Source organism: Algibacter pacificus (assembly GCF_008033385.1).
Lineage (GTDB): Bacteria > Bacteroidota > Bacteroidia > Flavobacteriales > Flavobacteriaceae > Algibacter > Algibacter pacificus.
Genome location: NZ_VOGY01000002.1, coordinates 57,047 through 80,849, shown reverse-complemented (window position 1 = coordinate 80,849; position 23,803 = coordinate 57,047). Strand labels below are relative to the sequence as shown.

Here is a 23,803-nt window from a genome sequence, read left to right as displayed (position 1 = left end):
ATATACTTTTTAAATAACTTGAAAACCGTGTGCATAAGGATCGTCTTGCTCGTCTATAACTATAGTGTTATAACCGTATATTTTTGCCCACCCTTGAATACTAGGTACAATAGCGGGTTTTCCATTTATTGTTGTTTCTTCTACAATACGACCAATAAATTTACTTCCTATAAAACTCTCGTGTATAAAATCGTCTCCTATTTTAAGTGTTCCTTTAGCATGACGCTGCGCAATAACGGCAGATGTACCTGTTCCACAAGGACTTCTATCAATAGCCTTATCTCCATAAAACACAGCGTTTCTAGCTGTTGATGTTGGATCAATCGGCTTTCCTGTCCAAAGCATGTGAGAAACATCTCTTATTGTATCATTTTCTGGATGAATAAACATATTTGGATATTTATCATTGATTCTTTTACGAAGTATTTGAGAATATTGTATAATTTTTCCAGCAGAAAAATCATGAACACCAGTAAAGTTTTTTTGAGGGTCTACAATAGCATAATAATTTCCACCATATGACACATCAAAGCTTAGTTCTCCTAACTCGGGACAATCAATGGTTAAACCTTCTGCTGCTAGGTAACTTTTTACATTAGTTAAACGCACCCAATCGACCTTATTTCCTGTTTGTTGATATTCTATTTCTACCAAGCCCGCTGGCGCTTCCATTTTAATTTTCCCTGGAATCTTTGGGGTTATTAAACCCTCTTCTATAGCTATAGTTATTGTACCTATGGTTCCATGACCACACATGGGTAAACAACCAGAGGTTTCAATAAACAATATAGAAAAATCATTGTCTGGGTTATGTGGGGGATATAAAATGCTGCCACTCATCATGTCGTGTCCGCGAGGTTCAAACATTAAACCTTTACGAATCCAATCGTATTCTTTTAAAAAGTGCTGACGCTTTTCGCTCATGGTTTTCCCTATTAACTCTGGTCCGCCATCTTTTATAACTCTAACTGGATTTCCGCAGGTATGCGCATCTATACAAATAAAGGTGTTTCTACTCATTCTTTACACGTGCTATATAATTATTAATTCTATCTTCTAAAATTGATAAAGTAACTGTTCCATGTTCTAAAATAATTTCATGAAATGTTCTTATATCAAACTTTTGTTCTAATTCTTTTTCTGCTTTATTACGAAGTTCTCTAATTTTCAACTCTCCTATTTTATAAGATAACGCTTGCCCAGGCCATGAAATATAACGGTCGGTTTCAGTATTTACCTCGCGTATTGATAGCGCTGTATTTAATAGCAAATAATTTACAGCTTGTTCTCTAGTCCATCCTTTAGCATGTATTCCTGTATCGACTACCAAACGGCAAGCACGCCACATTTCGTAAGTTAATTTTCCAAATTGTTCATAGGGCGTTGTATACATTCCCATTTCATCAGCTAAAAATTCAGAATATAACCCCCAACCTTCACCGTATGCAGACAGGTATAGTGTTTTTCTAAAAGTTGGAATACTATCACCCAACTCATTATTTAAACTTCCTTGTAAATGATGCCCTGGAACAGCTTCGTGAACTGTTAAGGAAGGTAGAGTATATAAAGGCCTACTTGCCAAATCATAAGTGTTAACCCAATAATAACCTGGCTCTGTACTCTCTTTTGAAGTACCAATGTAACGCCCTCCCGTATATTTTGGGGCAATAGCATCTGGCACTGGAGCAACACCATAAGGCTTTCTTGGTAAGGTTTTAAAAAATTTTGGTAGTTGAGCATCGGCTCGTTTTGCTATATCTCGTGCTATAGTTAACAACGCTTTCGGAGTTTTCACATAAAACTGTTCATCGTTTCTTAAAAACTGTAAAAAATCGGAAAAGCTTCCTTCAAAATTTAAATCTTTAATGATGTTTTGCATTTCAGATTTTATTCGAGACACTTCACTTAATCCTATTTGATGAATATCATCTGCTGTATATGCTGTGCTTGTTGTATAAAAATTAATTCTATTTTGATAGAAATCATTTCCGTTAGGTAAGTTTAAAGCGCCTATACTGGTTCTTGTTTTGGGAAGATATTCTGTATCGAAAAAATATTTTATTCTTTTAAATTGTGGCGTAACCACATTTTTAATAGCATCTTTAGCCGCGGTTAAAACCGAATCTTTTTGGGTTTTTGTTAAATTTTTTGGTAAATTTTTAAACGGTACATAGTAGAAACTGTCTTGGTAATTTTCTACAATATGATCGTTATAAGAAGATTCATAACCATTAAAAATAACTCTAGATTGTGATACGCCTTTTTCTAAGCCTTCTCGTAAATTGGCAAAATGTTGATCGACAAAATAAGGAATGGCTTTAAGTTTTGTTAGGTAAAGTTTTACTTGTTTATAATTGTTAAGTGGTTTTACCATATAGGTTAAACTAGTATGAAAACCAGAATCTGAAAGCAAAGGATTTAAATAACAATCAAACTTGTAAAAATCAATTTTATCTTGAAGTACAAACTTTAAAAGTTTTAGCGAAATTAGTGCTGTTTCACTTAAACCTGATGCATCTATTTTAGAAAGTTCATCCAACTTAGTTTGTGCAAATTCAGCTTCGTTTTTGTAATATGCTTTATTAAAAAGACCTAAAGGGTATTCTGAAACAGAGTACCCAGTATGGGCCTGGTAATTCTCAATAATGTTCTGAAGATTTTTAGAGTCGTCATTATTTTTTTTAATATCGCAATTGAAAAAAAGACAAATAAAAATTGCGCACACTACATAATTTGCAGGAATTATAAAATTTAGTGTTTTATTCATACTCTTTTCTTTTGTTTAAACAATTTATCGTTTTAGGGCTTCCAGTAACCGTTCATTGCGAAACATTGGTAACTCACAGGACGGCCTCAACGTTTTGTAGCATTTGTTCCTACAGCTGTAAATCTAGAATCGATAATGCTTGGCATGGTTCACCGTGTTGCCTTTAAATGCCGTCCATACCAATTGCTCAATTTCATCATCAGTGGCTTCATAAAATGGCATTGGATTTTCCGTATTAAGCTTTAGGTTAATTGTTTTACATGTTTACTTCCTGTGGCTTTTAATGTATTACCAATGTAATTTTTACCTGTTATCATTTTTTTCTGATGTTTTATATTTATAAAATTTTGGACGTTGACTAAAACGAAATTAATCATTGTCCAAAATTTATTTTTAAGCGATAAGTAAACAAATACTCTATACTTTAGATTAGGTATATTAAAGGCAACCATTTCTCTAGTTAAAATACGTCCTTCTTCTTCACTTAGCGTACTAAATTCTTAAAGTTTCGCATATAGAATACCTCGAACAGCAGCACCTAATTGAGCTTGAATGTTTAATTTAAATAAATCTAAATCCAATCGCATTGTGTACTGTAAACAGTGTTGTTACTACTAGCACCTAGCGCTCCCAATGCACACTTACAGTGTTATACGCTATTCATGGTATAAAATTACTCTAAAACATATCCTAAAAATTAATGACTAATTATCCACATACAATACTATATTATCCATATTAAGGTTTTAAGTGTTGCAATCGGGTATTATTTAAGTATATTTAACGAGAATAATTAAAAACTATGAGAGCTTTACCTTTTAAAATACCAAAACCAAATCAAGATGCTTTAATCTATCAAGTTGATTTAGAGGTTGCTTTTTATGACAAACTACATCAACATGAAGAAATACAAGTTAGTTTAATTGTTGAAGGCGAGGGCGCATTAATTGTTGGAGATTCTATAAACTATTACACTAAGAATGATGTTGTAGTTATAGGAAGTAATATACCACATCTTTTTAAGAGTGATACAACACGTTCTGATAGTTCGAAAATGATTACTTTATTTTTCACAAAATCTTCTTTTGGTAAAGATTTTTTTGAATTAGAAGAACTAAAAAAACTAGACCCCTTTTTTAAATCGGCTAAACACGGTTTTAAAGTTACATCCAATTTAAACCCCATTAAAGATTGTTTTTTTCGGTTAGAACATGCCGATAAGCTAGATAGATTTTTGATACTACTTGAGGTTTTAAAATTATGTGCAATATCTACTCACAAAGGCTTATCTTCCTTTATTTCTAATAAAAAGTACACAGATAATGAAGGAAATAGAATGCGCAATATATTTGAATACACCATAAATAATTATTCAAAAGAGGTCTCCTTGAAAACCATTGCAGAAGTTGCAAATATGACAAAAAATGCATTCTGCAAGTATTTTAAGAAAAGAACCAATAAAACATACTTTCAATTTTTAAATGAATTACGAATTGAAAATTCTTGTAAACACCTGCTTGAAGACAAAGACACTTCCATTACAGAAATTGCTGAAAAAGTAGGATTTAATAATATGTCTAATTTCAATCGACAATTTAAAACAATTAAAAAAATGAGCCCTTCTGAATTTAGAAGAGTAAAATATTAAACCGTCCTAATTGGCACTTAATTAGTTGTTGAAATAAAATAACATATGGATAAAAAAGTTAACGTCTTCATTAAAAAAACATCCAGATTAAAACTATTTATCTAAATTCTAAAATACTCTAAAAAGGGAAGCATACAGATAAACTATTAAGATAAAATACTATTTACAATTTTTACAAATTCCAGTTAGCACACAATTGGCATTTTTAACCTCGTAGCCATTTGGAACGGCATATACCACCGGCACTTGCAAACATTCGATAGTATCGCAGGATAAGCATCTAAAATGAAAATGATGTGTTATAGTTTCCGATAATTTGTTACAGGGTTTACATATGGCAAAATATTGTTTTCCATCTTCGCCAACAATTTTATGAGTTAACTTGTCTTCGCAAAATCTATTTAAAACACGATAAATAGTAGCCCTATTTATTTTAATATTCAGTTGCTTTTCTACAGCATCTTGACTTAATGCTTTTTTTGAATTTGAAAGTACGGCTAATATGGCTTCTTTTGTTGGGGTATTTCTTCTATTCATTTTTTTAATGCGAATTAGTTGCAATAATACAAAAAAACTGTATTTTTGACAATATTATTATTGCGATAGTATCGCAATAATAATATGGAGATAACTCGAAAAGAAATAATTAAACCATTTGGAATATCTGCTTTAGGGTTTATGCTTCCAATATTATCATCGCTATTTCCCCGATACAAAAACAAAATGGATACAAAAGAATTTGAAGTAATTATAATAGGAGGTAGCTATGCAGGACTTTCGGCTGCAATGGCTTTAGGACGGTCACTTAGAAAAACATTGGTTTTAGACGCAGGTAAACCTTGTAATCGTCAAACACCACAGTCGCATAATTATCTTACGCAAGATGGAAGCACGCCTCGAGAAATAGCGGAAAAATCCAAAAGTGAAATAGCTAAATATAATAGTGTTAAATTCTATAATGGTCTTGCTGTTAAAGGAAAGAGAAGTAAAAACGGGTTTGAAATTTCAACTTCAACAGGTCGTGTTTTTTTAGCAAAAAAATTGGTCTTTGCATCTGGAGTTAAAGATGTAATGCCAAATATAAAAGGTTTTTCAGTATGTTGGGGAATATCTGTTGTACACTGCCCATACTGTCATGGTTACGAATTAAGAAACAAAAAAACGGCCATTATAGCCAATGGAGAAAGCGCGTTTCATCTAGCATCTTTGGTAAGTAATTTAACAAAAAGAATAACCATACTCACATCTGGAGTAAAGGATTTTAAAGATGAACAACTTAAAAAACTCAAGCAACATAATATTCAAATTATTGAAAAAGAAATAGTGGCAATTAAGCATAAAAAAGGACAAATGGAAAAAATGCTTTTTAAAGATGGTGGTACAGAAAATTTTGAATGTGCCTATGGCGCTATTCCATTTGAACAAAACTCTACGATACCAATTGAATTGGGTTGTAAATTTACAGAAAACGGACATATTGAAGTAAATGTTATGCAAAAAACTACAGTAGAAGGCATTTATGCTTGTGGTGATAATAGTTCTAGGCTGCGGTCTATAGCTAAGGCAATATATGCAGGAAATATTACAGGAGCAATGATAAATAATGAATTAACCCAAGAAAATTTTTAATATGGTAGAAGTATTTATAACTAACGTAAAATTCGAAGTTCAATCAATAGAAGTTTTACAAGTTTTGGAAATAGAATATCCAAAATTAAAATTTAATTTTGATTTGGAGGGGTTTAACAAGCCTTACCCTTGTGGTCATTCTATTTTAAGAATAGAAGGCGATTTAATTGATATCTATGCTATTGCAAAGCAGCTTAAAAACAAAGGGGTCGCATGTGAATTGCTAAAAGATAAAGTTTGTGTATAATATGGCAGAATTTTGGGAAACCGCATTTAGTAACAAGCAAGAAATGTGGGGCATGAGCCCTGCAAAATCTGCCGAACTCACATTGAATTTATTCAAACAAAAAAAAATAAAACATATACTAATCCCAGGAATTGGATATGGCCGAAATGCAAAACCATTTATAGAGCATGGAATATCGGTAAGTGGAATAGAGGTTTCTAAAACAGCCATTGAATTAGCCAGAAAACACTACAAATCCCAAATAAAGTTGTTTCACGGTTCTGTAACTAACATGCCTTTTAATAACAAAACATATGACGGAATTTTTTGCTATGCACTTATCCATTTGCTAAACCGTGAAGCAAGAAGAAAGTTAATACAGGATTGCTACAATCAATTAACTAAAAATGGATTTATGGTTTTTACGGCTATAACCAAAAGTGCACCTCAATATGGACAAGGCAAGTTGATAAGTAAAGATCGTTACGAAACTCATAATGGCGCAAAAATATTTTACTACAATCGAGAATCTGTTAGTATTGAGTTTGAAAAATATGGACTTTTTGACATTGTAGAAGTAGATGAAAACCAGCCTATGTACTTAATTAAATGTCAAAAAAAATAAAAATTAGACTTTAGCACAATGTTTGAATTTTTGTGCAGCGTATTAAGATGGTATTTTTTCAACCTTAATGCACGGTAATTGGGTATGGTAATTAATTTAAATGCAATTTTTACTCGTATATATAATTTATAAACAAGATGGATAAGGCTTAAGCTCAATTGATATGCTAAAATTGAATTCGAAAAAATGTATATCAGATGTTTTGATATTCTGTAAATCAACAGGTTGTCATTAGTGTTGAGAATTTCAAAAAAAGGATAAGATATACAGAGAATAAAAAAAAGACAATTTATTTAAAATTAAAAGAGATTTTTGTTGTTTAAAACTCAAAACAGTTATATATTTGCAGCCGATAAAGTAAAACCTATTACTTATACGTTCTTAAATAGTAAATTTAGATTATAAAGTTACCTTATATTTTAAAAGGTTGCTATAATATATAACTAGTGTTATTTTATATACTTTTTATACATTTACACATGTTTTCGTAGAAAAAACTACGGGCTCTTAGCTCAGCTGGATAGAGCACCTCCCTTCTAAGGAGGCGGTCGAAGGTTCGAATCCTTCAGGGCTCACTTAAACCCTTGTTAATCGTTTGATTTTCAAGGGTTTTTTGTTTTTAAGAGGACGAATTATTTTGTGCTTTTTCTTTTCCTTATACGCTTCTTAAAGTCTTTTTTTACATCTAGGAAATTATCTATATTAAACCTTCTGTATATAGATTTACCTCGTATGTGGCTTATTCTATCTTTTATTGTCTAATATTATATTATAATTAATCTAATTTTAAAAGGTAAAGCGCTTACCCGAAAAATTAAACTAATAAAGATAGATACACAATAAATATCTCAATAGGACATGTGTTTTCAGTAAAAAGGATAGTATAATATTATATTGTAGTAATATTATATCGATATGATTCTTATAGTATCAATAATTTTACAAAAAACATATTAACGTAATTTTATATAAAACAAAATATGATGGAAATAAATAATTTAGATTGGAGATATACCGTTATGCCAGCTGTGTTTACCTGGCTGAAAGAGTCAAAATCCGGCTCTATTGAAATTGATCTTGATGCCACGCAAAAATACGCTGCAGGTATTTTAAAAGCTAAAGGAAAAGGGGGAAGCCAAATGGGCGGACTTGTGGGTTCTGGTACTCTTGGTGAGAATAGCTATCTAACTTCTGAACAGCGCCTTTCTTTACTTAAAGCGCTTTCTGAAGTTGCTAAAGAATACAATGTTCCATTGATTAGTGGAGCTGCGGCAGAAAATAAAGAAGCGCTTGTGAAAATTGTTGAAGGACTAGCGACTGTAGGAGTAGATACAGCCATGATAATGCCACCAAAAACTAAGGCGCTTCCTTCTGATGAAGAAATGTATGCGTATTATGAACTAGCTGAAGCAACTGCAAGAGGTGCTGGAATAACAATGATGCCTTATAATAATCCTGATGCAGCTGGATATCATGCACTCTCTACCGATCTTTTATTAAGAATTGCTAAACTCCCAAATGTAACGGCTCTTAAAATATCGACTATAGATGTTTCAATAATTGAAACAATGATGTTAGCCAACAAAGATTTAAAAGTGTTAGCAGGTGTAGATACTGTAACTATACACGCAGGACTTGCAGGTGCATCTGGAGGAATTACAGGTGTAGGTTGTATCTTCCCCAAAGCCAGTGTTACTATGCAGGAGTACGTAACAAAAGGAGAATGGGCTAAGGCTAATAAAATTTCTCAGGCAATGAATTCCATTTCATACCTGGACGCTAAGCCGTTGCTTCTCGAATATCTTAAGTATGCTTTTGGAATTCATCATAATGATGCCGTAGGAGGACTTCGTACCTTTGGTAAGAAATTAACGCAACAGCAAATTGATGATGTTCATGCAAGATATATTCTTGCAAAAGAAAGACTTGAAGTTCTGGACTTGGTATAATGGTCTTTTAAAATATTAAAAAGAGAAGCTCCATAAAAATGGAGCTTTTTTTGTACTCAATATTTTGTGTCGTAGAGAGATAATACGGGAGTTGTTTTATAAAAAAGACTGCTGTAAATAACTTTTAAGTCTTGGAATTAGATGTTATCATTTTAAGCTAGATGAGTAGCACTGCTTACAATTATATTTTATGCTAATTATTTACAAAGCTAATTTGGCTTTTAAGGCCTAAAACGAACCACCTTCTTTTTCGTGATAATTTTTTTTAGTTTCCTATATTGCAAATTATTTATACCCACGAATGTTTTTAAAACTCCCAAACCCCAAGGCCGTAAGTAATAGGCCAATACCAATTCCTGTAAATGTTCCTTTCGTTAAATCGATTAATTGCAAATAATGAGAAAACACTTGAGAAGCAGCTATTATAAATATTCCTACAGATAGTAGGGTTAACGCTTTTCTTTTTGTTATGTTTTTCATTCTTAATTTGTGTTTTAATAATTTGTAGTTCCATTTAAATTATTGTTACATCATTATTGAAAAAAGATGTAGCGCCTAATTTTATAAGATACCCCTTTCTGTTAATTTAGACAAAATGAAAGAAAAAGAAACACATTTAACTGATAAATTTAGACCATCCGCATCCCAAAGTTTTAACCTATAATGCGGATTTATTATGACCAACAATTCAAAAATACATTTTAAATAATGACAAGGAAAACAAGGTTAATACTTACGCAATAGCGATAGCACAGTTACGTAAAGTATTGTTTTAAATGTAATTCAATAGTTTTATTTTTCAGAAAGTAATATAATTTTTTTCCAAATACTTTCATTAACAGCAACCCCTTCTTTTAAATGTTTTGCTCTAGTTTGTGAACTTCTTTCGCCTGGGTAATATACCTGATCTCCTGGATTTATAGATTCTACATTATGTGTATAATCAATAATTTCTTCTATAAGTTTTTGCTGCAATCCTTCATCGGTAAAAACTTCGGGGTATATGCAAATATATACCTGTGAAATACCTGTTTCCAAGTCGTTAGCACTTATTTTGGCGGTAGAATTTCCAGCCGACAATAAGGTAGCGAGCATATCTAAAACAATAGATAACGCCGAACCTTTCCAATAGCCAATGGGCAATCCACGTTCTTTCGATAAAATTTTATCCGGATCATTTGAGAGCTCATTGTTGTTGTCCCACCCCCCATGGTAAGGTAACTTTTCGCCTTTTAATCTATAATCGTTAATTTTACCAAACGAAAATTGCGAAATTGCCATATCCAATACAACGTGTCCTTTTTTTCTTGGTATGGATACAACAAAGGGATTGTTGCCTATTCGGCTATCTTTTCCACCCCAAGGCGGCATATTAGGTTTAGTATTTGTAAAAAGAATTGATATACAATTAGCATTAGCAGCTTGCAGTCCATAGGTTCCTCCTCGCATCCAGTGGTTGGTGTTTCGCAATGCTACCATACCCATTCCGTGTTGTTTTGCTAATTCTATAGCCCGGTTGGTACATTTAGTGGCATTTACAATACCCGGACCTAGATTTCCATCCCAACGTTCTATGCTGCCAAAAGAAGCAACTTGCTCTGCTTCAGAATCTATTCTAATAATTCCTTTTTCTATATATCCAATAAAAAGAGGTACGCGATTGATGCCGTGCGAGCTTATGCCAGCTAAAGTACTTTCTGTAAATACATTAGCTAGTAAATGTGCCTTCTCGCTAGTAAATTTATATTTAACAAAAAGGTTGTAGAGCACCTTTTGCATATTGTTTTCTGTAATTAGCATAACTATTTTAGTCTTTTTTTTTATATCCTATATTTAGTAAAATACAAGCATTATAACGGGGTTTAAAATTATATATCTATACCCAGTATATTTATACATTTTATTATGGTTTAAGTACTAAAGTTTCTTTTTTAGATGTTTTAATTATATCATTTTCTTTCAATCATTTTTGCCGAAATTATACGAATATCCTTAATTGGTTTGTCTTGTTTATTTGTTTTTACAGCAGCAATACTATCCACTATGTTCATCCCTTTAACAACCATTCCAAAAACGGTATAGTTTTGATCTAAATGAGCAGCACCTCCTAATGTTTTGTAAATTTCACGATGCTTTTCAGGAAAACTATAATGCTTCATTTTAATAAGTTCAACCCTAGCCAGAGAGTCAAATTTATTTTTTAATCTCTGAATAGAATCTAGCATTATTTTTTTAACCTCACTATCCAAAACATCTTCTGCTACAGCAATATCCTCCATTTTATTTGACAACTTAAAGAGTTTATTAAATTCTGTTTTGTGCTCTGGTTTATTAATAATTCTATGGTATGCTAAGTTAGTATTAATACGTTTTTCGGCAACAGCTAAAGTACTATCGTTGTATGGTTTACCTTGGATAATTGTAAACTGAGTACCACTAGAAGAACGATTAGGGTTATAATCATCTCCCATTCGAGCTGCGTTTATAGCACCTCGCATATGAAATAAGTTTGGCCTAACTTCAGCATCTATGGTATAAGCTTGTTCAGAACTATCTTTTTCTTGCTTAGGGTCGGGATATTTTGTATCCATATTTCCTGTTTGTATAAGAAAATTTTCTATAACACGATGAAAGGACACATTATCATAAGATTTTTGATTGACTAACTTAATAAAATTGTTTCGGTGTTTAGGGGTATCATTCGATAATCTAAAAACAATTGTTCCAAAGTCTGTAATAAGCTCTACATCTTTTGATAAATCACTTTTCATGACACCTTTTTCAATCTCATAATCACATCCTAAAAAGAATATAAAAACACCCCCAAGAATCAATTTTTTAACAATTTTCATAACGCTATTTTTATTTCAATAATTAGTCGATTTTTATGATCAACATGTCAATAACTAGCCTTGTCAATTTCATGAAGCACAAAAACAACCTTTATTTTTAAACATTGTGTCAGTTATTCAACACCTGATAAATATAAAGAAAACCCCATATTCAGGAACACTAAGACATGAAAATATTTTAAAAAACTTATTTAATAATTTTCTATTTAATCGCCCAATGAATCGATTCCATTTATGTTTAAAGAAATATAATGTTAAAAAGAATATTTCAAATTGTATTTTTACGTGAGGATTCACAAGTATCAATACCAAGGGATGTTGCTTCTTTTAGTTGTGAATTGATTTCAAATTGTATTTTTACGTGAGGATTCACAAGTCTTTAAAATGGGTGAATACTTGTCCATGGGTTGTGAATTGATTTCAAATTGTATTTTTACGTGAGGATTCACAAGTCCTATTAGTGAGACTCAGATTATCTGTAAGTTGTGAATTGATTTCAAATTGTATTTTTACGTGAGGATTCACAAGGCGTAAATGATAGTATTGACTTAGACAGCAGTTGTGAATTGATTTCAAATTGTATTTTTACGTGAGGATTCACAAGTGCCAGCACTAGTACCTCCCTGAACTATCTGTTGTGAATTGATTTCAAATTGTATTTTTACGTGAGGATTCACAAGTATCACTTGCAGGAATTGTAAACGTGTTAGGTTGTGAATTGATTTCAAATTGTATTTTTACGTGAGGATTCACAAGTAATACTGTATTTGTTACTTCTGAGTTACCGTTGTGAATTGATTTCAAATTGTATTTTTACGTGAGGATTCACAAGTAGAATTACAAACTATTGGAACAGTTACTCGTTGTGAATTGATTTCAAATTGTATTTTTACGTGAGGATTCACAAGATCATCTATTTTAGCATGCTTATTGTCTGTGTTGTGAATTGATTTCAAATTGTATTTTTACGTGAGGATTCACAAGCCTATTTGCAAAGAAACTAAGCCGTTAACAGTTGTGAATTGATTTCAAATTGTATTTTTACGTGAGGATTCACAAGTATCCACGTAAAACCCCCAACCCTTTTCGCCGTTGTGAATTGATTTCAAATTGTATTTTTACGTGAGGATTCACAAGCAACTTCTTTAGTTATTGTGTAGGCTTTTTGTTGTGAATTGATTTCAAATTGTATTTTTACGTGAGGATTCACAAGCGTTTACTTTTTTAGGATAACTCATTATGTGTTGTGAATTGATTTCAAATTGTATTTTTACGTGAGGATTCACAAGTCTTGAACAAACTCAATTAATAGGTGTTGCGTTGTGAATTGATTTCAAATTGTATTTTTACGTGAGGATTCACAAGAATGGATTTTGAAAAGTAATGAAGATAAACGTTGTGAATTGATTTCAAATTGTATTTTTACGTGAGGATTCACAAGAGTTCTTGGAGAATGAGGGAGTAGCAACGCAGTTGTGAATTGATTTCAAATTGTATTTTTACGTGAGGATTCACAAGATAGCACGTATTAAAAACAGTAAAGAATTGGTTGTGAATTGATTTCAAATTGTATTTTTACGTGAGGATTCACAAGATTTTACAGACAAAATGGCTAAATACACACGTTGTGAATTGATTTCAAATTGTATTTTTACGTGAGGATTCACAAGATAGTTACTGAATTATTTTAATTACACACCGTTGTGAATTGATTTCAAATTGTATTTTTACGTGAGGATTCACAAGTTCTCTATTCATAGGCAACTCGCTATTCTCGTTGTGAATTGATTTCAAATTGTATTTTTACGTGAGGATTCACAAGAAATAGCTAGTGAAGCCAGTTGGACGATTTGTTGTGAATTGATTTCAAATTGTATTTTTACGTGAGGATTCACAAGATGAAGAAAAAGACAAGTTTGAGCGCAATAGTTGTGAATTGATTTCAAATTGTATTTTTACGTGAGGATTCACAAGATAATGACGTTTTAAACAGCGCAAACACTAGTTGTGAATTGATTTCAAATTGTATTTTTACGTGAGGATTCACAAGTATCTTTCTTGTCTCTCTTCACTAGGCAGCGTTGTGAATTGATTTCAAATTGTATTTTTACGTGAGGATTCACAAGCAAACGAACGCATAACAGCATCACAGAAGCGTTGTGAATTGATTTCAAATTGTATTTTTACGTGAGGATTCACAAGCCACACGCTTAAAACTCGCTTGTACTTTCTGTTGTGAATTGATTTCAAATTGTATTTTTACGTGAGGATTCACAAGTATCTTGGTGGGTGTAACCTGTGGCATTATGTTGTGAATTGATTTCAAATTGTATTTTTACGTGAGGATTCACAAGTCATATTTTTTAAAGGCGAACCATCATCACGTTGTGAATTGATTTCAAATTGTATTTTTACGTGAGGATTCACAAGCAACTTTCTTCCTGTTATTTCTAACTTCTTGTTGTGAATTGATTTCAAATTGTATTTTTACGTGAGGATTCACAAGCCTTATTAAATTTTCTCTCGAGCAAAGCGTGTTGTGAATTGATTTCAAATTGTATTTTTACGTGAGGATTCACAAGCAGGATGGCCTGCAGTAACCGTGGCACCTGGTTGTGAATTGATTTCAAATTGTATTTTTACGTGAGGATTCACAAGCCTATTTATACGCGCGCTATGTGATTAATGGTTGTGAATTGATTTCAAATTGTATTTTTACGTGAGGATTCACAAGCTTCTTGGGCTTTGCCCGTCCTGTACGTTGGTTGTGAATTGATTTCAAATTGTATTTTTACGTGAGGATTCACAAGAAGCGACTTTATTAAACGCGTTTACGATGCGTTGTGAATTGATTTCAAATTGTATTTTTACGTGAGGATTCACAAGAACGGGAAATGGATTTGCTTCATCAAAGCAGTTGTGAATTGATTTCAAATTGTATTTTTACGTGAGGATTCACAAGTGGTTTTTGTTTTTCCGCTACTTATCGCGTGTTGTGAATTGATTTCAAATTGTATTTTTACGTGAGGATTCACAAGTTACCTCATACAATCTATTCCCTATCCACAGTTGTGAATTGATTTCAAATTGTATTTTTACGTGAGGATTCACAAGGGCGAAACAAACTGCAAGCCGTAAATACTAGTTGTGAATTGATTTCAAATTGTATTTTTACGTGAGGATTCACAAGGTCTATGAGTTTAGAAAAACATTGTTTACAGTTGTGAATTGATTTCAAATTGTATTTTTACGTGAGGATTCACAAGTACAGGGAGGCGTACTTGCACCACAAGCCCGTTGTGAATTGATTTCAAATTGTATTTTTACGTGAGGATTCACAAGTATCTAATTGTAGCTAATGATGATAGACACGTTGTGAATTGATTTCAAATTGTATTTTTACGTGAGGATTCACAAGGTCACTATCTTCATTTGTGCCTCTGAACTTGTTGTGAATTGATTTCAAATTGTATTTTTACGTGAGGATTCACAAGAGCTTCGTCTTCTATTTTGGCTATAATTTCGTTGTGAATTGATTTCAAATTGTATTTTTACGTGAGGATTCACAAGAGTATTGGGTATAACAGCATGTATGAAGCTGTTGTGAATTGATTTCAAATTGTATTTTTACGTGAGGATTCACAAGAAACAGATGAATTGTTTAGAAGATTAATGAGTTGTGAATTGATTTCAAATTGTATTTTTACGTGAGGATTCACAAGCATTACTTACGCTTTATGTTGCGATGTTACGTTGTGAATTGATTTCAAATTGTATTTTTACGTGAGGATTCACAAGTACCCGACTGAACCTCATAACTGACTCCGTCGTTGTGAATTGATTTCAAATTGTATTTTTACGTGAGGATTCACAAGCAAACCGTTTAATGTTTTGGCCATCTTCGCGTTGTGAATTGATTTCAAATTGTATTTTTACGTGAGGATTCACAAGAAATTGCTGCGGCAAGTCAATTAGTGGTTTGTTGTGAATTGATTTCAAATTGTATTTTTACGTGAGGATTCACAAGAAATGCTTTTTGGCGATGTACACAAGTTTAGTTGTGAATTGATTTCAAATTGTATTTTTACGTGAGGATTCACAAGACACTAAGGTTTACACCTTGTTTTTAGATTGTTGTGAATTGATTTCAAATTGTATTTTTACGTGAGGATTCACAAGTCCAGTAAATAAATTTGCGCCCATAAGTCCGTTGTGAATTGATTTCAAATTGTATTTTTACGTGAGGATTCACAAGGTCAATCCCCAAAACTTTAGATAAATAAAGGTTTGGGGATTCCTTTTTAGAAATTAAAAAATTATTTTTTTTGTTGGTTTCGTCTGTTTTAAACTTGAATTTTCCTATTCTAATGTTTTGGTGTTCGAGCGAAGTCGAGAACCATATATTTATTTTTTCCCCTGTATTTTACTCTATATAATTAAGTGTTTCCCATCTCGACTCCGCTCGATGACCTTTATTGTTAAGTGTTTTGTATTTTATAAAAAAGTGTGTTATCAGAAAACATAAATAGCCGTTATTTTTTTAGGAGATGGAATATCTTGTTTTGGTGTTCGAGCGAAGTCGAGAACCGTTTATTTATTCCTCCCTGTATTTTACTCTATTATAATTAAGTGTTTCCCATCTCGACTCCGCTCGATGACCTTTATAGTTAGGTGTTTTTTATTTTATAAAAAAGAGTGTCATCAGAAAACATAAATAGCTGCTATTTTTTTAAGAAATGGAATATCTTGTTTTGGTGTTCGAGCGGAGTCGAGAACCATTTATTTATTCCGCCTGTATTTTACTCTATATAATTAAATGTTTCTCATCTCGACTCCGCTCGATGACCTTTATTGTTAAATAATTTTTACGTTCTTTTATAGTATTCTAAATATATAATCTTCCTTACATTTTTATAATTTAACTATATATAGAATTGCTTCTCTACTCCGCTCGAAGGCCTTTAAAAGAGCTCTAATTGTTGCGTTGTACCAGGCAAATCGGTCTGTTTTTTACCGTGAAATAATTCCATGTTTCCAAATTGTTTATCCGTAACACATAAAATTCCAATTTTACCATGTTTGGGCAAAGCATTTTTAACACGTTTAATGTGTACGTTAGCATTTTCTCTACTGGGGCAACACCGTAAATAGATAGAAAACTGAAACATATCGAATCCATCTTTAATCAAATTCTTACGAAACACACTGGCCGATCTTCGTTCTACTTTGGTTTCGGTTGGTAAATCAAAAAACACCAATACCCACATAATTCTATAAGCGTTAAATCTGTCTTGTGACATAGTTAATCTAATTCAGGATATTTAATGGTTCGTAATTCTCCTGTATAACATTTGTATAAAGAGGCTGTTGTAGTAGTAACTGCTACTAGCAAAGGTCTTTGTTGTCCATCTATCCAAACATCTTGGGTAGCAATGCCTAATAAATAGGCTTTTACTTCTTTGGTTAACTCGTCTGTATCTCCGTAATTATTTACATGATTTACCACCATTTTATCTACAAAAGGTCGATAAGGCTCCATAATATCATCGGCTAAACAATACGGATTATACTTGTTTTTATGAAATAAACCTAATACCGGTAACAATCCAGAACTTACCAAAGCTCTGGCCACAATACTTCGTAAAATGGCATAGCCAAAATTTAACAAGGCATTGGGAGCTTCTCCAAAACGATTTCGCTGAAATTCTGGAAACAAATGTTTCCAATAATGTTGTGCTGCTTTGCCTTCGGTATTGGTAGTGTCGCCACTTTTGGTAGCGGTTCTGTACTCCTCCATAGGTTCATAAACTCGGTTATTGAGTTTTAGCAAAGCTTCTTGGTTCTTAATTTTTTGTTGAATGGTTTGTTTCCATAATTGTTTTTTTAAGGGTTCGCTTGCTTCTAATTGGTACTTCACGCGCTCAGAATGTTCGGTGTGTCCATACAAAGGCAAAGTAATTCCAAAAGGCAAATGATGTGTATCGCAAGTAACAATACACACACCATTTCCTTGTAATTGATTGATGAGTTGTGTGCTAATAGTTATTTGATAATGATCTAATACCAACAAAGCCACATCTTCTATAGGCACCGTACCTTTTACCTCTCCTTTGGGTTCTTGCACCACCATTTGTTGGTGTTTTAGTTTAAGATGGGTTGGATTGCCTATGTAAATGGTTCTTTTAATCATCTTTTATACTTTTGAAATATTGCCTAAGCGATCTATTTTTAGTTTGATACACCTTTCTTTAATCATAACGGGCTTTTCTTTTATATCATAAATACACTCTCCATTGTAAAAGTCTTGTATCCTTTCATTTTTGCTATTCGTACCATTTTCATTTTTCTTTATTTCTTTTGCCGTTTTGTTTGGAACAAAATGACACTCTACTCCAGTGCAACTTACCATTTTATAAATTCGATTAATTTGTTCCTTACTCAAATTATTAAAATCAATAGCATCTTTATTATCCAACTCTTCATTTGTAGGAACATAGACTAAATCATTTGGAGAAAGTGTAAATAAAAATGTTCCTTTTTTAAAATTAGGCTGAATAGGCAGGCGTTCTGTTTTCGGTAAATAAGCTACTTGCTTTTGATGGGTAATTACTTCATTTAAAGGCACTGTTTCAAAATTGCGTTTTTGTTTTTTCTCATCCCAATAAACGGCAAAAAAAAGATTGGTTCCTTTAGCTGCTTCTACATATTTTTTGTTTTTTGCCGAATTATAGTCTTCAGAAATTGAAAACTTACTCCCTACTTCAAATATTTTTATTTTATAAATTGGTTGATGATTTTTTCCTAGATTCAGTTCAACTATATTTTTATTTAAATCTTCTATCCCTTCCTGATTAAAGGCTTCATCGTATTTTGGTTTTCCATCTTTATCTAAATAATTTTTTAAATGATTCGGTAAAATCACCTCTCTAATTCGCTCGTCTGTAATTTTTGCCAAATGTTTTTCATTTTTAATTTCTGTTAAAGCTACTCTAACAGCAGTAGCTATTTTTCCTTTAGGGGTGTCTATGTTATAAATCCCTGAAACAGTTTCTTTGTGCATTGCCTTTCGTATTGCCCAATTATCGCCTTTGGTTTGTTTACGAAGTTTTTTAACAGGTTTCCCTCTCTTATCTAGATTTAGGTTACCATTTTCATCTTTATAAGACCAGAATTTATTGTTAGCTTTATTGATAACACGTAAATTCTGCTTGAAACTAATAACGATTTTTTCTAGTTGGTTTTTAGTTTCTGTAGCAAAATTATCCCAAGGCATTAAAAAATGTTTGGTATAATCTCCTTGTTTATTTTTAATCAATAATTTATCACGTAAACCATAGTTTTTCTTTTCATTATTTAAGGCATTTAAATAATGGGTATGTTCTCTAGTTGTACAAGCTACAACCAAAGCATCTAAAGCATGATGGCGGTGGTCTATTCTTTTTTTATTAAACCCTTTGCTAATTTCATCGGGTACTTGAATTCTAAAGGCATTAATTTTGTTGTCCCAAAAACCAAAGTTATTAGAATTGGTTAGTTTATTTAAACGTTCAAAGCGTGGCTTTATAATTTCATTCCACTTATCGTTTAAGCCCCAATCTCGTTTTAGCTTTGATGTAACCACCCCTGTTACCGGAATTAAGTTTTTTGAAGTCGCTTCTTGCTCATTATCTTCTCTTACAATATTACTCAATAAACCTTTTACAAGTTTACTAATGTATCGGCTATCGTTTAATTGTCTATTGATAAAACCTTCTGGAATATCTTCACTCAGTAGGTTTTTGAGTTTTTGTTTATTGCTTTTAAAATACTTGTTTACGTGGGATTCATATTCCTCTATACTTAATAGTTTATGTCCATCAACAACACTACCTTTTTTCTCTGCCAAATACTCATATGCCGTTTTATTGCTTTTGTCTTCGTTTACTTCACTTTCGCAAATTACTTTGTTACTCAAAGAATTATCGAAATAACGAGATTGTGGAATTATATGTTCTATTTGATATTTATGCGTAAATAACTCACTTAACCTTATTGGATTTCCTGTATATGGGGAAATATAACCTTGCTCTAACCAAAGTCGATAACGTTGAATTTCTTTTGAAGTAGGGTTGTTACTTCTTCTTATTTTTTGAATTTCATCTTCACTTACTTTTGAAAAATCAGCTTTTGGGTTTTGATAGACTCCTTCCTCATAAATTTTTAATAAATCTTGTTGACTAGGCGAATAATCACGGACATCCCCATCTATAGAGGCATCGTTCATTAACTCTTTTAAAACTTCTTTTATGCGGTGATTGGTGTTTTCATTTTCGGTGTTCCTTTTAGATATTTCCTCTCTTTTTCCCGCAGGGTTTTTCATTTCTCTTCCAAGTTCTACATGGATTTCATTAAAAAAATCTTTTTCACTATTCCCATAATATTTCCAAATATCTCTAACTACTCGCAGCGTTTCGGTAATAACTTGCTCAACAATAGGATTACGTAAAGAATGCTGTTTAAAGTTTTCTAAATAATTATCTATATCATCTGGACTATTCCAATGCTGAATATCTCCTACTTCCGAATGCCTTCCATAAACCAAATAGGTAGCTTGATATGTATTTAAACCTTTTAATGGATTTTTATCTTTAAAAGACACAAAACTCTTTATCAATTGTTTTTGAATATCATCATCACTTATTTGCGTAAGGACTTCAGAAAATTCTCTATCCGTATAATTCCCTTTAAGCCTTAAGACTTTTACTCGCTCCATAATGGAGTTCGCCCTTTCTTTTATTTCATCTAAAACATCAGATTCGTTCCAATATTTACCCATTCGCATCACAGGCAAAAGTTTAGTAATCGCCTTTTTAGAATAGCTTCCATAATCACTTTTAAAAGGTGGGAATTTAGCAAAATTGCTTACAAAAGATTCTTGGTCTAAGTTGTGTTTTACTGCAAATTTTTCTATAGCCGATTTGTATTCATTAATATCAGAAACCGAATAAATAATATGCCATAATTGCTCTATTCTAGGCATAAATGGACTATCTTTTCTAGTGCCAACCTGTGTTTTTTCAGATAGAAAGTTTTCGACATCTGCTACTCCTTTTATTTTACTTAATCGACTTATAAATTGAGCTCTAGTTTCTGCAAAAGGATATTTTTTATCCTCTACATAGTTCCAACGATAGTGGTCTTTCTCTTTTTTATCAATTAATTTCTTTTTAACAAAATAGTCTACAAACTGCTTTTGCTCTAATTCTTTTTTACCGTGTAGAAAATCAAATAAATTCACCCAATCTTCTTCTGTTTTTAAAAGCGTAGAAGTAACATCTTCTAACTTCCCATTAACAATCTTTTCTTTATTGTAAATTTTAACGTTTTGCAACCATTGCCAAATTCTAAACTCTTGAAACAAAGGGTGTGATTTAGAAATCGCTTTTACAGCCTCTTTTATTTCTTCAATTTTTCCTGTTTCCTTATTTTCTTTTTTATAGCTTCTATACTCTAATTGACACCCCGATATATTAGATTTTTGACTTTTTAAAGGTCTTTGATAAAAGATAATATCTTCTGTAAACAAATATTGAAAACCTTTATCTTTTATACTGTTTTGATGAGCTTCGTTTCTTGAGTACAACTCTTCAACACAAGATTTATATAATGTACTAGTAAATAGTATTGGTTGTAATTCTATTTGTTTGGAAAGTATTTTTTCGAATTCTTTTCTATAAAACTCTCGTTCAATAGTTTTTACTAGCTTCCCTCTAATTTTTTGCGTGGGATCTTTCAACAAAGACTCATAAATGTACTCGCCAACTGTTTTGCCCGATTTAGCTATTTCTTGTTCTGTTTTTGCTTTTATGGCAGGCCAATCTTTTTCAGAATCTACGGCTTTAAACGTTCTTTTAATGTCGCCATTTTTTAAGGTTGACGTTGTTACGATAAACTCTTTTGTTCTACCTATCCAATCTTCGGTTTTTACAATTTGCTTAGAATATTCCCAACCATTTTCAAAAACTACATTATAGAGTGTTTTCCCTTTTACATTTTCCCCAGAGTCGATAACGTCTTTAACTTTCAACTGAACAAATTGCTTATTTTTTTCTTCGTCTATTTCTTCTCCTCGTAGTTGATAATATCCTCTTTTTTGATTAAAATTTAGTATTATCCAAGCTAATTCTTCTTTGGTTAAAGGTTTTGATAGACCTTTTTTCCGTAAGTAATACAAAGTCCAATCGTATGGAATTTTTACATCTTTTCCATAAGACTTAAACTCGTCTACCATTTCGTAAAAAGAATCTTGAAAAATAAAATGATATTTCCCGGTTTCATCTTTTCGGTACACCAATTTAGGTTCTGTTCCTTCCTTAAATTGCCCTAATCGTTTTTCAAAATCAATATTGTCTGCATAATGAGGAGGAAGAAAACCCAAAATATTTAAAACTCTGTGTAAACGCTCTCTTCGTAAATTATCTCTTTGATATAGGCGTCTAATGCCTCTATAGCTTGTTCTTTCGGCCGTTTGCGATATTGATACTCCAGAATCAAACTTGCCTAATATATCTTGACTCATCGGTATTATCCGAGACCCAATTCCAATAATTTCTCCTTTTTGTTTCTCTAAATCTTGTAAAATTACAGACCAACCAATTGAATTGGTTCCTAAATCTAATCCTAATATTTTTCTCATACTACATGTGTATTTCAATTGCAAAGAGGCAACTGAATATATTTTTAATAAAAAAAAGCGTTTGAATTATAAAAGTAAGAAATTATTGCAATATTTTTATTATATTCGCAATACAATTTGAAATCAATTCACAATAAGGATTATTCCGTTGTGAAAACATTTAAAGCGGCAACCTCGGTTGTCGCTTTCATTTTATAACAATCTAAACGATTGAATACTATGATTAGGATGTTTTAATAAAGAAGTTTTAAATGCAAGTAAAATCTTTCAATACAGAAATTACATAATCCACTTCCTTTTTGGTATTAAAAATGCTAAAAGAAAACCGTAAAGATGGTTTTTCTAATGCGTCCCCGGATAAAATTTCGGATAACACATGCGATTTTTTATTACTTCCACTCTGGCAAGCACTCCCTTTAGAACAGGCAATGCCTTTTAAATCTAGCTGAAAAAGCAACATATCCAATCCGCTTGTGGTAATTGGTAAACGCACATTAACCATAGTATAAGTGCTTTTATCAAAATCTGCAGACAGCCCATTAAATGTAACTCCAGGAATAGCCGAGCGAATTTCATCTATAAAATACTGTTTTAAACCTTTTATATAGTCATATTCCTTTTCAATATTTTCTATGCAGAGATTTAAAGCCCACTCTAAACCTACAATATTATGCACACTCTCGGTGCCGGCACGCAAACCACGCTCCTGTTCGCCTCCAAAGATTAAAGGTTTTAAAAATCCAGAGTTTTTTCTAATAAAAGCAAATCCCACACCTTTTGGTCCATGAAATTTATGTGCCGCAGCTGTAATAAAATCCACTTTTATATCTTGTAAATCTAAATTATAATGCCCGATAGATTGTACTGTATCACTATGAAAATAAGCATGATTCACTTTGCACAAATTGGCAACATATTTAATATCGGTAATATTTCCAATTTCATTATTAATATGCATCAGGCTCACCAATGTTTTTTGATCAGTTTGTAATAAGGTTTCTAAATGATCGAAATCTATACTACCATGGGCATCCAAATTCACATAACTCACCGCAATATTATAAGCGTCCTGCAAAGCTTGAACCGTGTGTAAAACGGCGTGATGTTCAATTCTACTCGTAATAATATGTTTAACATCTAAATCTCTAACGGCACTATTTAAAATTAAATTATCCGCTTCGGTCCCTCCCGATGTAAAAATAATTTCACTTGCAGAAACGTTAAGTGCACGCGCTATCGCTTTTCTAGATTTTTCAATTAACGTTTTTGATGAACGCCCAAAACCATGTGAGGATGAAGCATTTCCAAAGTTCGACTTCAAAACGTTCGTCATTACATTTACAACATCATCGCGTAATTCTGTTGTTGCGGCATTATCAAAATAAACTGGTTTCATAGCAAAGTTTTGAACCACAAAAGTACTTTAAATAAA

15 protein-coding genes, 1 tRNA gene and 1 CRISPR repeat array are annotated in these 23,803 nt (G+C 32.1%); of the genes, 6 read left to right on the top strand and 10 right to left on the bottom strand.

Going from position 1 to position 23,803, the window contains the following annotated elements:
- Positions 1 to 9 precede the first annotated feature (9 nt).
- Entirely contained in the window at positions 10 to 1,020 is a 1,011-nt protein-coding gene (locus tag FQU21_RS03475; protein WP_147676642.1) for a 4-hydroxyproline epimerase, read from the bottom strand.
- Complete coding sequence (locus FQU21_RS03470) at positions 1,013 to 2,767, bottom strand: DUF885 domain-containing protein (protein WP_147676641.1); 1,755 nt, start codon at positions 2,765 to 2,767, stop codon at positions 1,013 to 1,015. The genes FQU21_RS03475 and FQU21_RS03470 overlap by 8 nt, the downstream gene beginning before the upstream one ends.
- Before the next feature lie 802 nt (positions 2,768 to 3,569).
- Here FQU21_RS03470 and FQU21_RS03465 point away from each other — a divergent pair.
- Positions 3,570 to 4,415: an AraC family transcriptional regulator gene (locus tag FQU21_RS03465; protein WP_147676640.1), complete on the top strand. Its 846-nt coding sequence runs from the start codon at positions 3,570 to 3,572 to the stop codon at positions 4,413 to 4,415.
- 159 nt (positions 4,416 to 4,574) lie between these two features.
- On the opposite strand, the gene FQU21_RS03460 is transcribed toward FQU21_RS03465, so the two are convergent.
- Positions 4,575 to 4,952, bottom strand: a complete 378-nt coding sequence (locus FQU21_RS03460) for a Fur family transcriptional regulator (protein WP_147676639.1) — start codon at positions 4,950 to 4,952, stop codon at positions 4,575 to 4,577.
- A 186-nt stretch (positions 4,953 to 5,138) separates the two neighbouring features.
- On the opposite strand from FQU21_RS03460, the gene FQU21_RS03455 reads away from it, so the two are divergent.
- The 5 genes from FQU21_RS03455 (at position 5,139) to FQU21_RS03435 (ending at position 8,844) form a co-directional block, all read left to right on the top strand.
- Entirely contained in the window at positions 5,139 to 6,044 is a 906-nt protein-coding gene (locus FQU21_RS03455; RefSeq protein ID WP_147676933.1) for an NAD(P)/FAD-dependent oxidoreductase, read from the top strand.
- 1 nt (position 6,045) lies between these two features.
- On the top strand, positions 6,046 to 6,291 hold the full coding sequence (locus FQU21_RS03450) for a hypothetical protein (RefSeq protein WP_147676638.1): 246 nt from the start codon (positions 6,046 to 6,048) through the stop codon (positions 6,289 to 6,291).
- Between the two features lies 1 nt (position 6,292).
- Positions 6,293 to 6,895 (top strand): class I SAM-dependent methyltransferase, encoded by a 603-nt coding sequence (locus tag FQU21_RS03445; protein ID WP_147676637.1) that lies wholly within the window; start codon positions 6,293 to 6,295, stop codon positions 6,893 to 6,895.
- Between the two features lie 501 nt (positions 6,896 to 7,396).
- Positions 7,397 to 7,470, top strand: a tRNA-Arg gene (locus tag FQU21_RS03440).
- A 405-nt stretch (positions 7,471 to 7,875) separates the two neighbouring features.
- Positions 7,876 to 8,844 carry a dihydrodipicolinate synthase family protein gene (locus FQU21_RS03435; RefSeq protein WP_246124747.1) on the top strand — a complete coding sequence of 323 codons (969 nt, stop codon included), beginning with the start codon at positions 7,876 to 7,878 and terminating at the stop codon, positions 8,842 to 8,844.
- A 285-nt stretch (positions 8,845 to 9,129) separates the two neighbouring features.
- On the opposite strand, the gene FQU21_RS03430 is transcribed toward FQU21_RS03435, so the two are convergent.
- The 7 genes from FQU21_RS03430 to FQU21_RS03400 form a co-directional block, all read right to left on the bottom strand.
- Positions 9,130 to 9,324 carry a hypothetical protein gene (locus tag FQU21_RS03430; RefSeq protein WP_147676636.1) on the bottom strand — a complete coding sequence of 65 codons (195 nt, stop codon included), beginning with the start codon at positions 9,322 to 9,324 and terminating at the stop codon, positions 9,130 to 9,132.
- A 312-nt stretch (positions 9,325 to 9,636) separates the two neighbouring features.
- Positions 9,637 to 10,644: a 3-dehydro-L-gulonate 2-dehydrogenase gene (gene yiaK, locus FQU21_RS03425; protein WP_147676635.1), complete on the bottom strand. Its 1,008-nt coding sequence runs from the start codon at positions 10,642 to 10,644 to the stop codon at positions 9,637 to 9,639.
- A gap of 149 nt (positions 10,645 to 10,793) precedes the next feature.
- Entirely contained in the window at positions 10,794 to 11,696 is a 903-nt protein-coding gene (locus FQU21_RS03420) for a peptidylprolyl isomerase (RefSeq protein WP_147676634.1), read from the bottom strand.
- A 254-nt stretch (positions 11,697 to 11,950) separates the two neighbouring features.
- A CRISPR array of direct repeats spans positions 11,951 to 15,951; the repeat unit is 46 nt; unit sequence GTTGTGAATTGATTTCAAATTGTATTTTTACGTGAGGATTCACAAG.
- 706 nt (positions 15,952 to 16,657) lie between these two features.
- Positions 16,658 to 16,996 (bottom strand): CRISPR-associated endonuclease Cas2, encoded by a 339-nt coding sequence (gene cas2 / locus FQU21_RS03415; protein WP_147676633.1) that lies wholly within the window; start codon positions 16,994 to 16,996, stop codon positions 16,658 to 16,660.
- Between the two features lie 2 nt (positions 16,997 to 16,998).
- Positions 16,999 to 17,886, bottom strand: a complete 888-nt coding sequence (gene cas1 / locus FQU21_RS03410; RefSeq protein WP_147676632.1) for a type II CRISPR-associated endonuclease Cas1 — start codon at positions 17,884 to 17,886, stop codon at positions 16,999 to 17,001.
- Positions 17,887 to 17,889: 3 nt separating this feature from the next.
- Positions 17,890 to 22,371: a type II CRISPR RNA-guided endonuclease Cas9 gene (gene cas9, locus FQU21_RS03405; RefSeq protein WP_147676631.1), complete on the bottom strand. Its 4,482-nt coding sequence runs from the start codon at positions 22,369 to 22,371 to the stop codon at positions 17,890 to 17,892.
- A gap of 247 nt (positions 22,372 to 22,618) precedes the next feature.
- A complete protein-coding gene (locus tag FQU21_RS03400) occupies positions 22,619 to 23,767 on the bottom strand; it encodes a cysteine desulfurase family protein (protein ID WP_147676630.1) in 1,149 nt (382 codons plus the stop codon).
- Between the last annotated feature and the right edge of the window lie 36 nt (positions 23,768 to 23,803).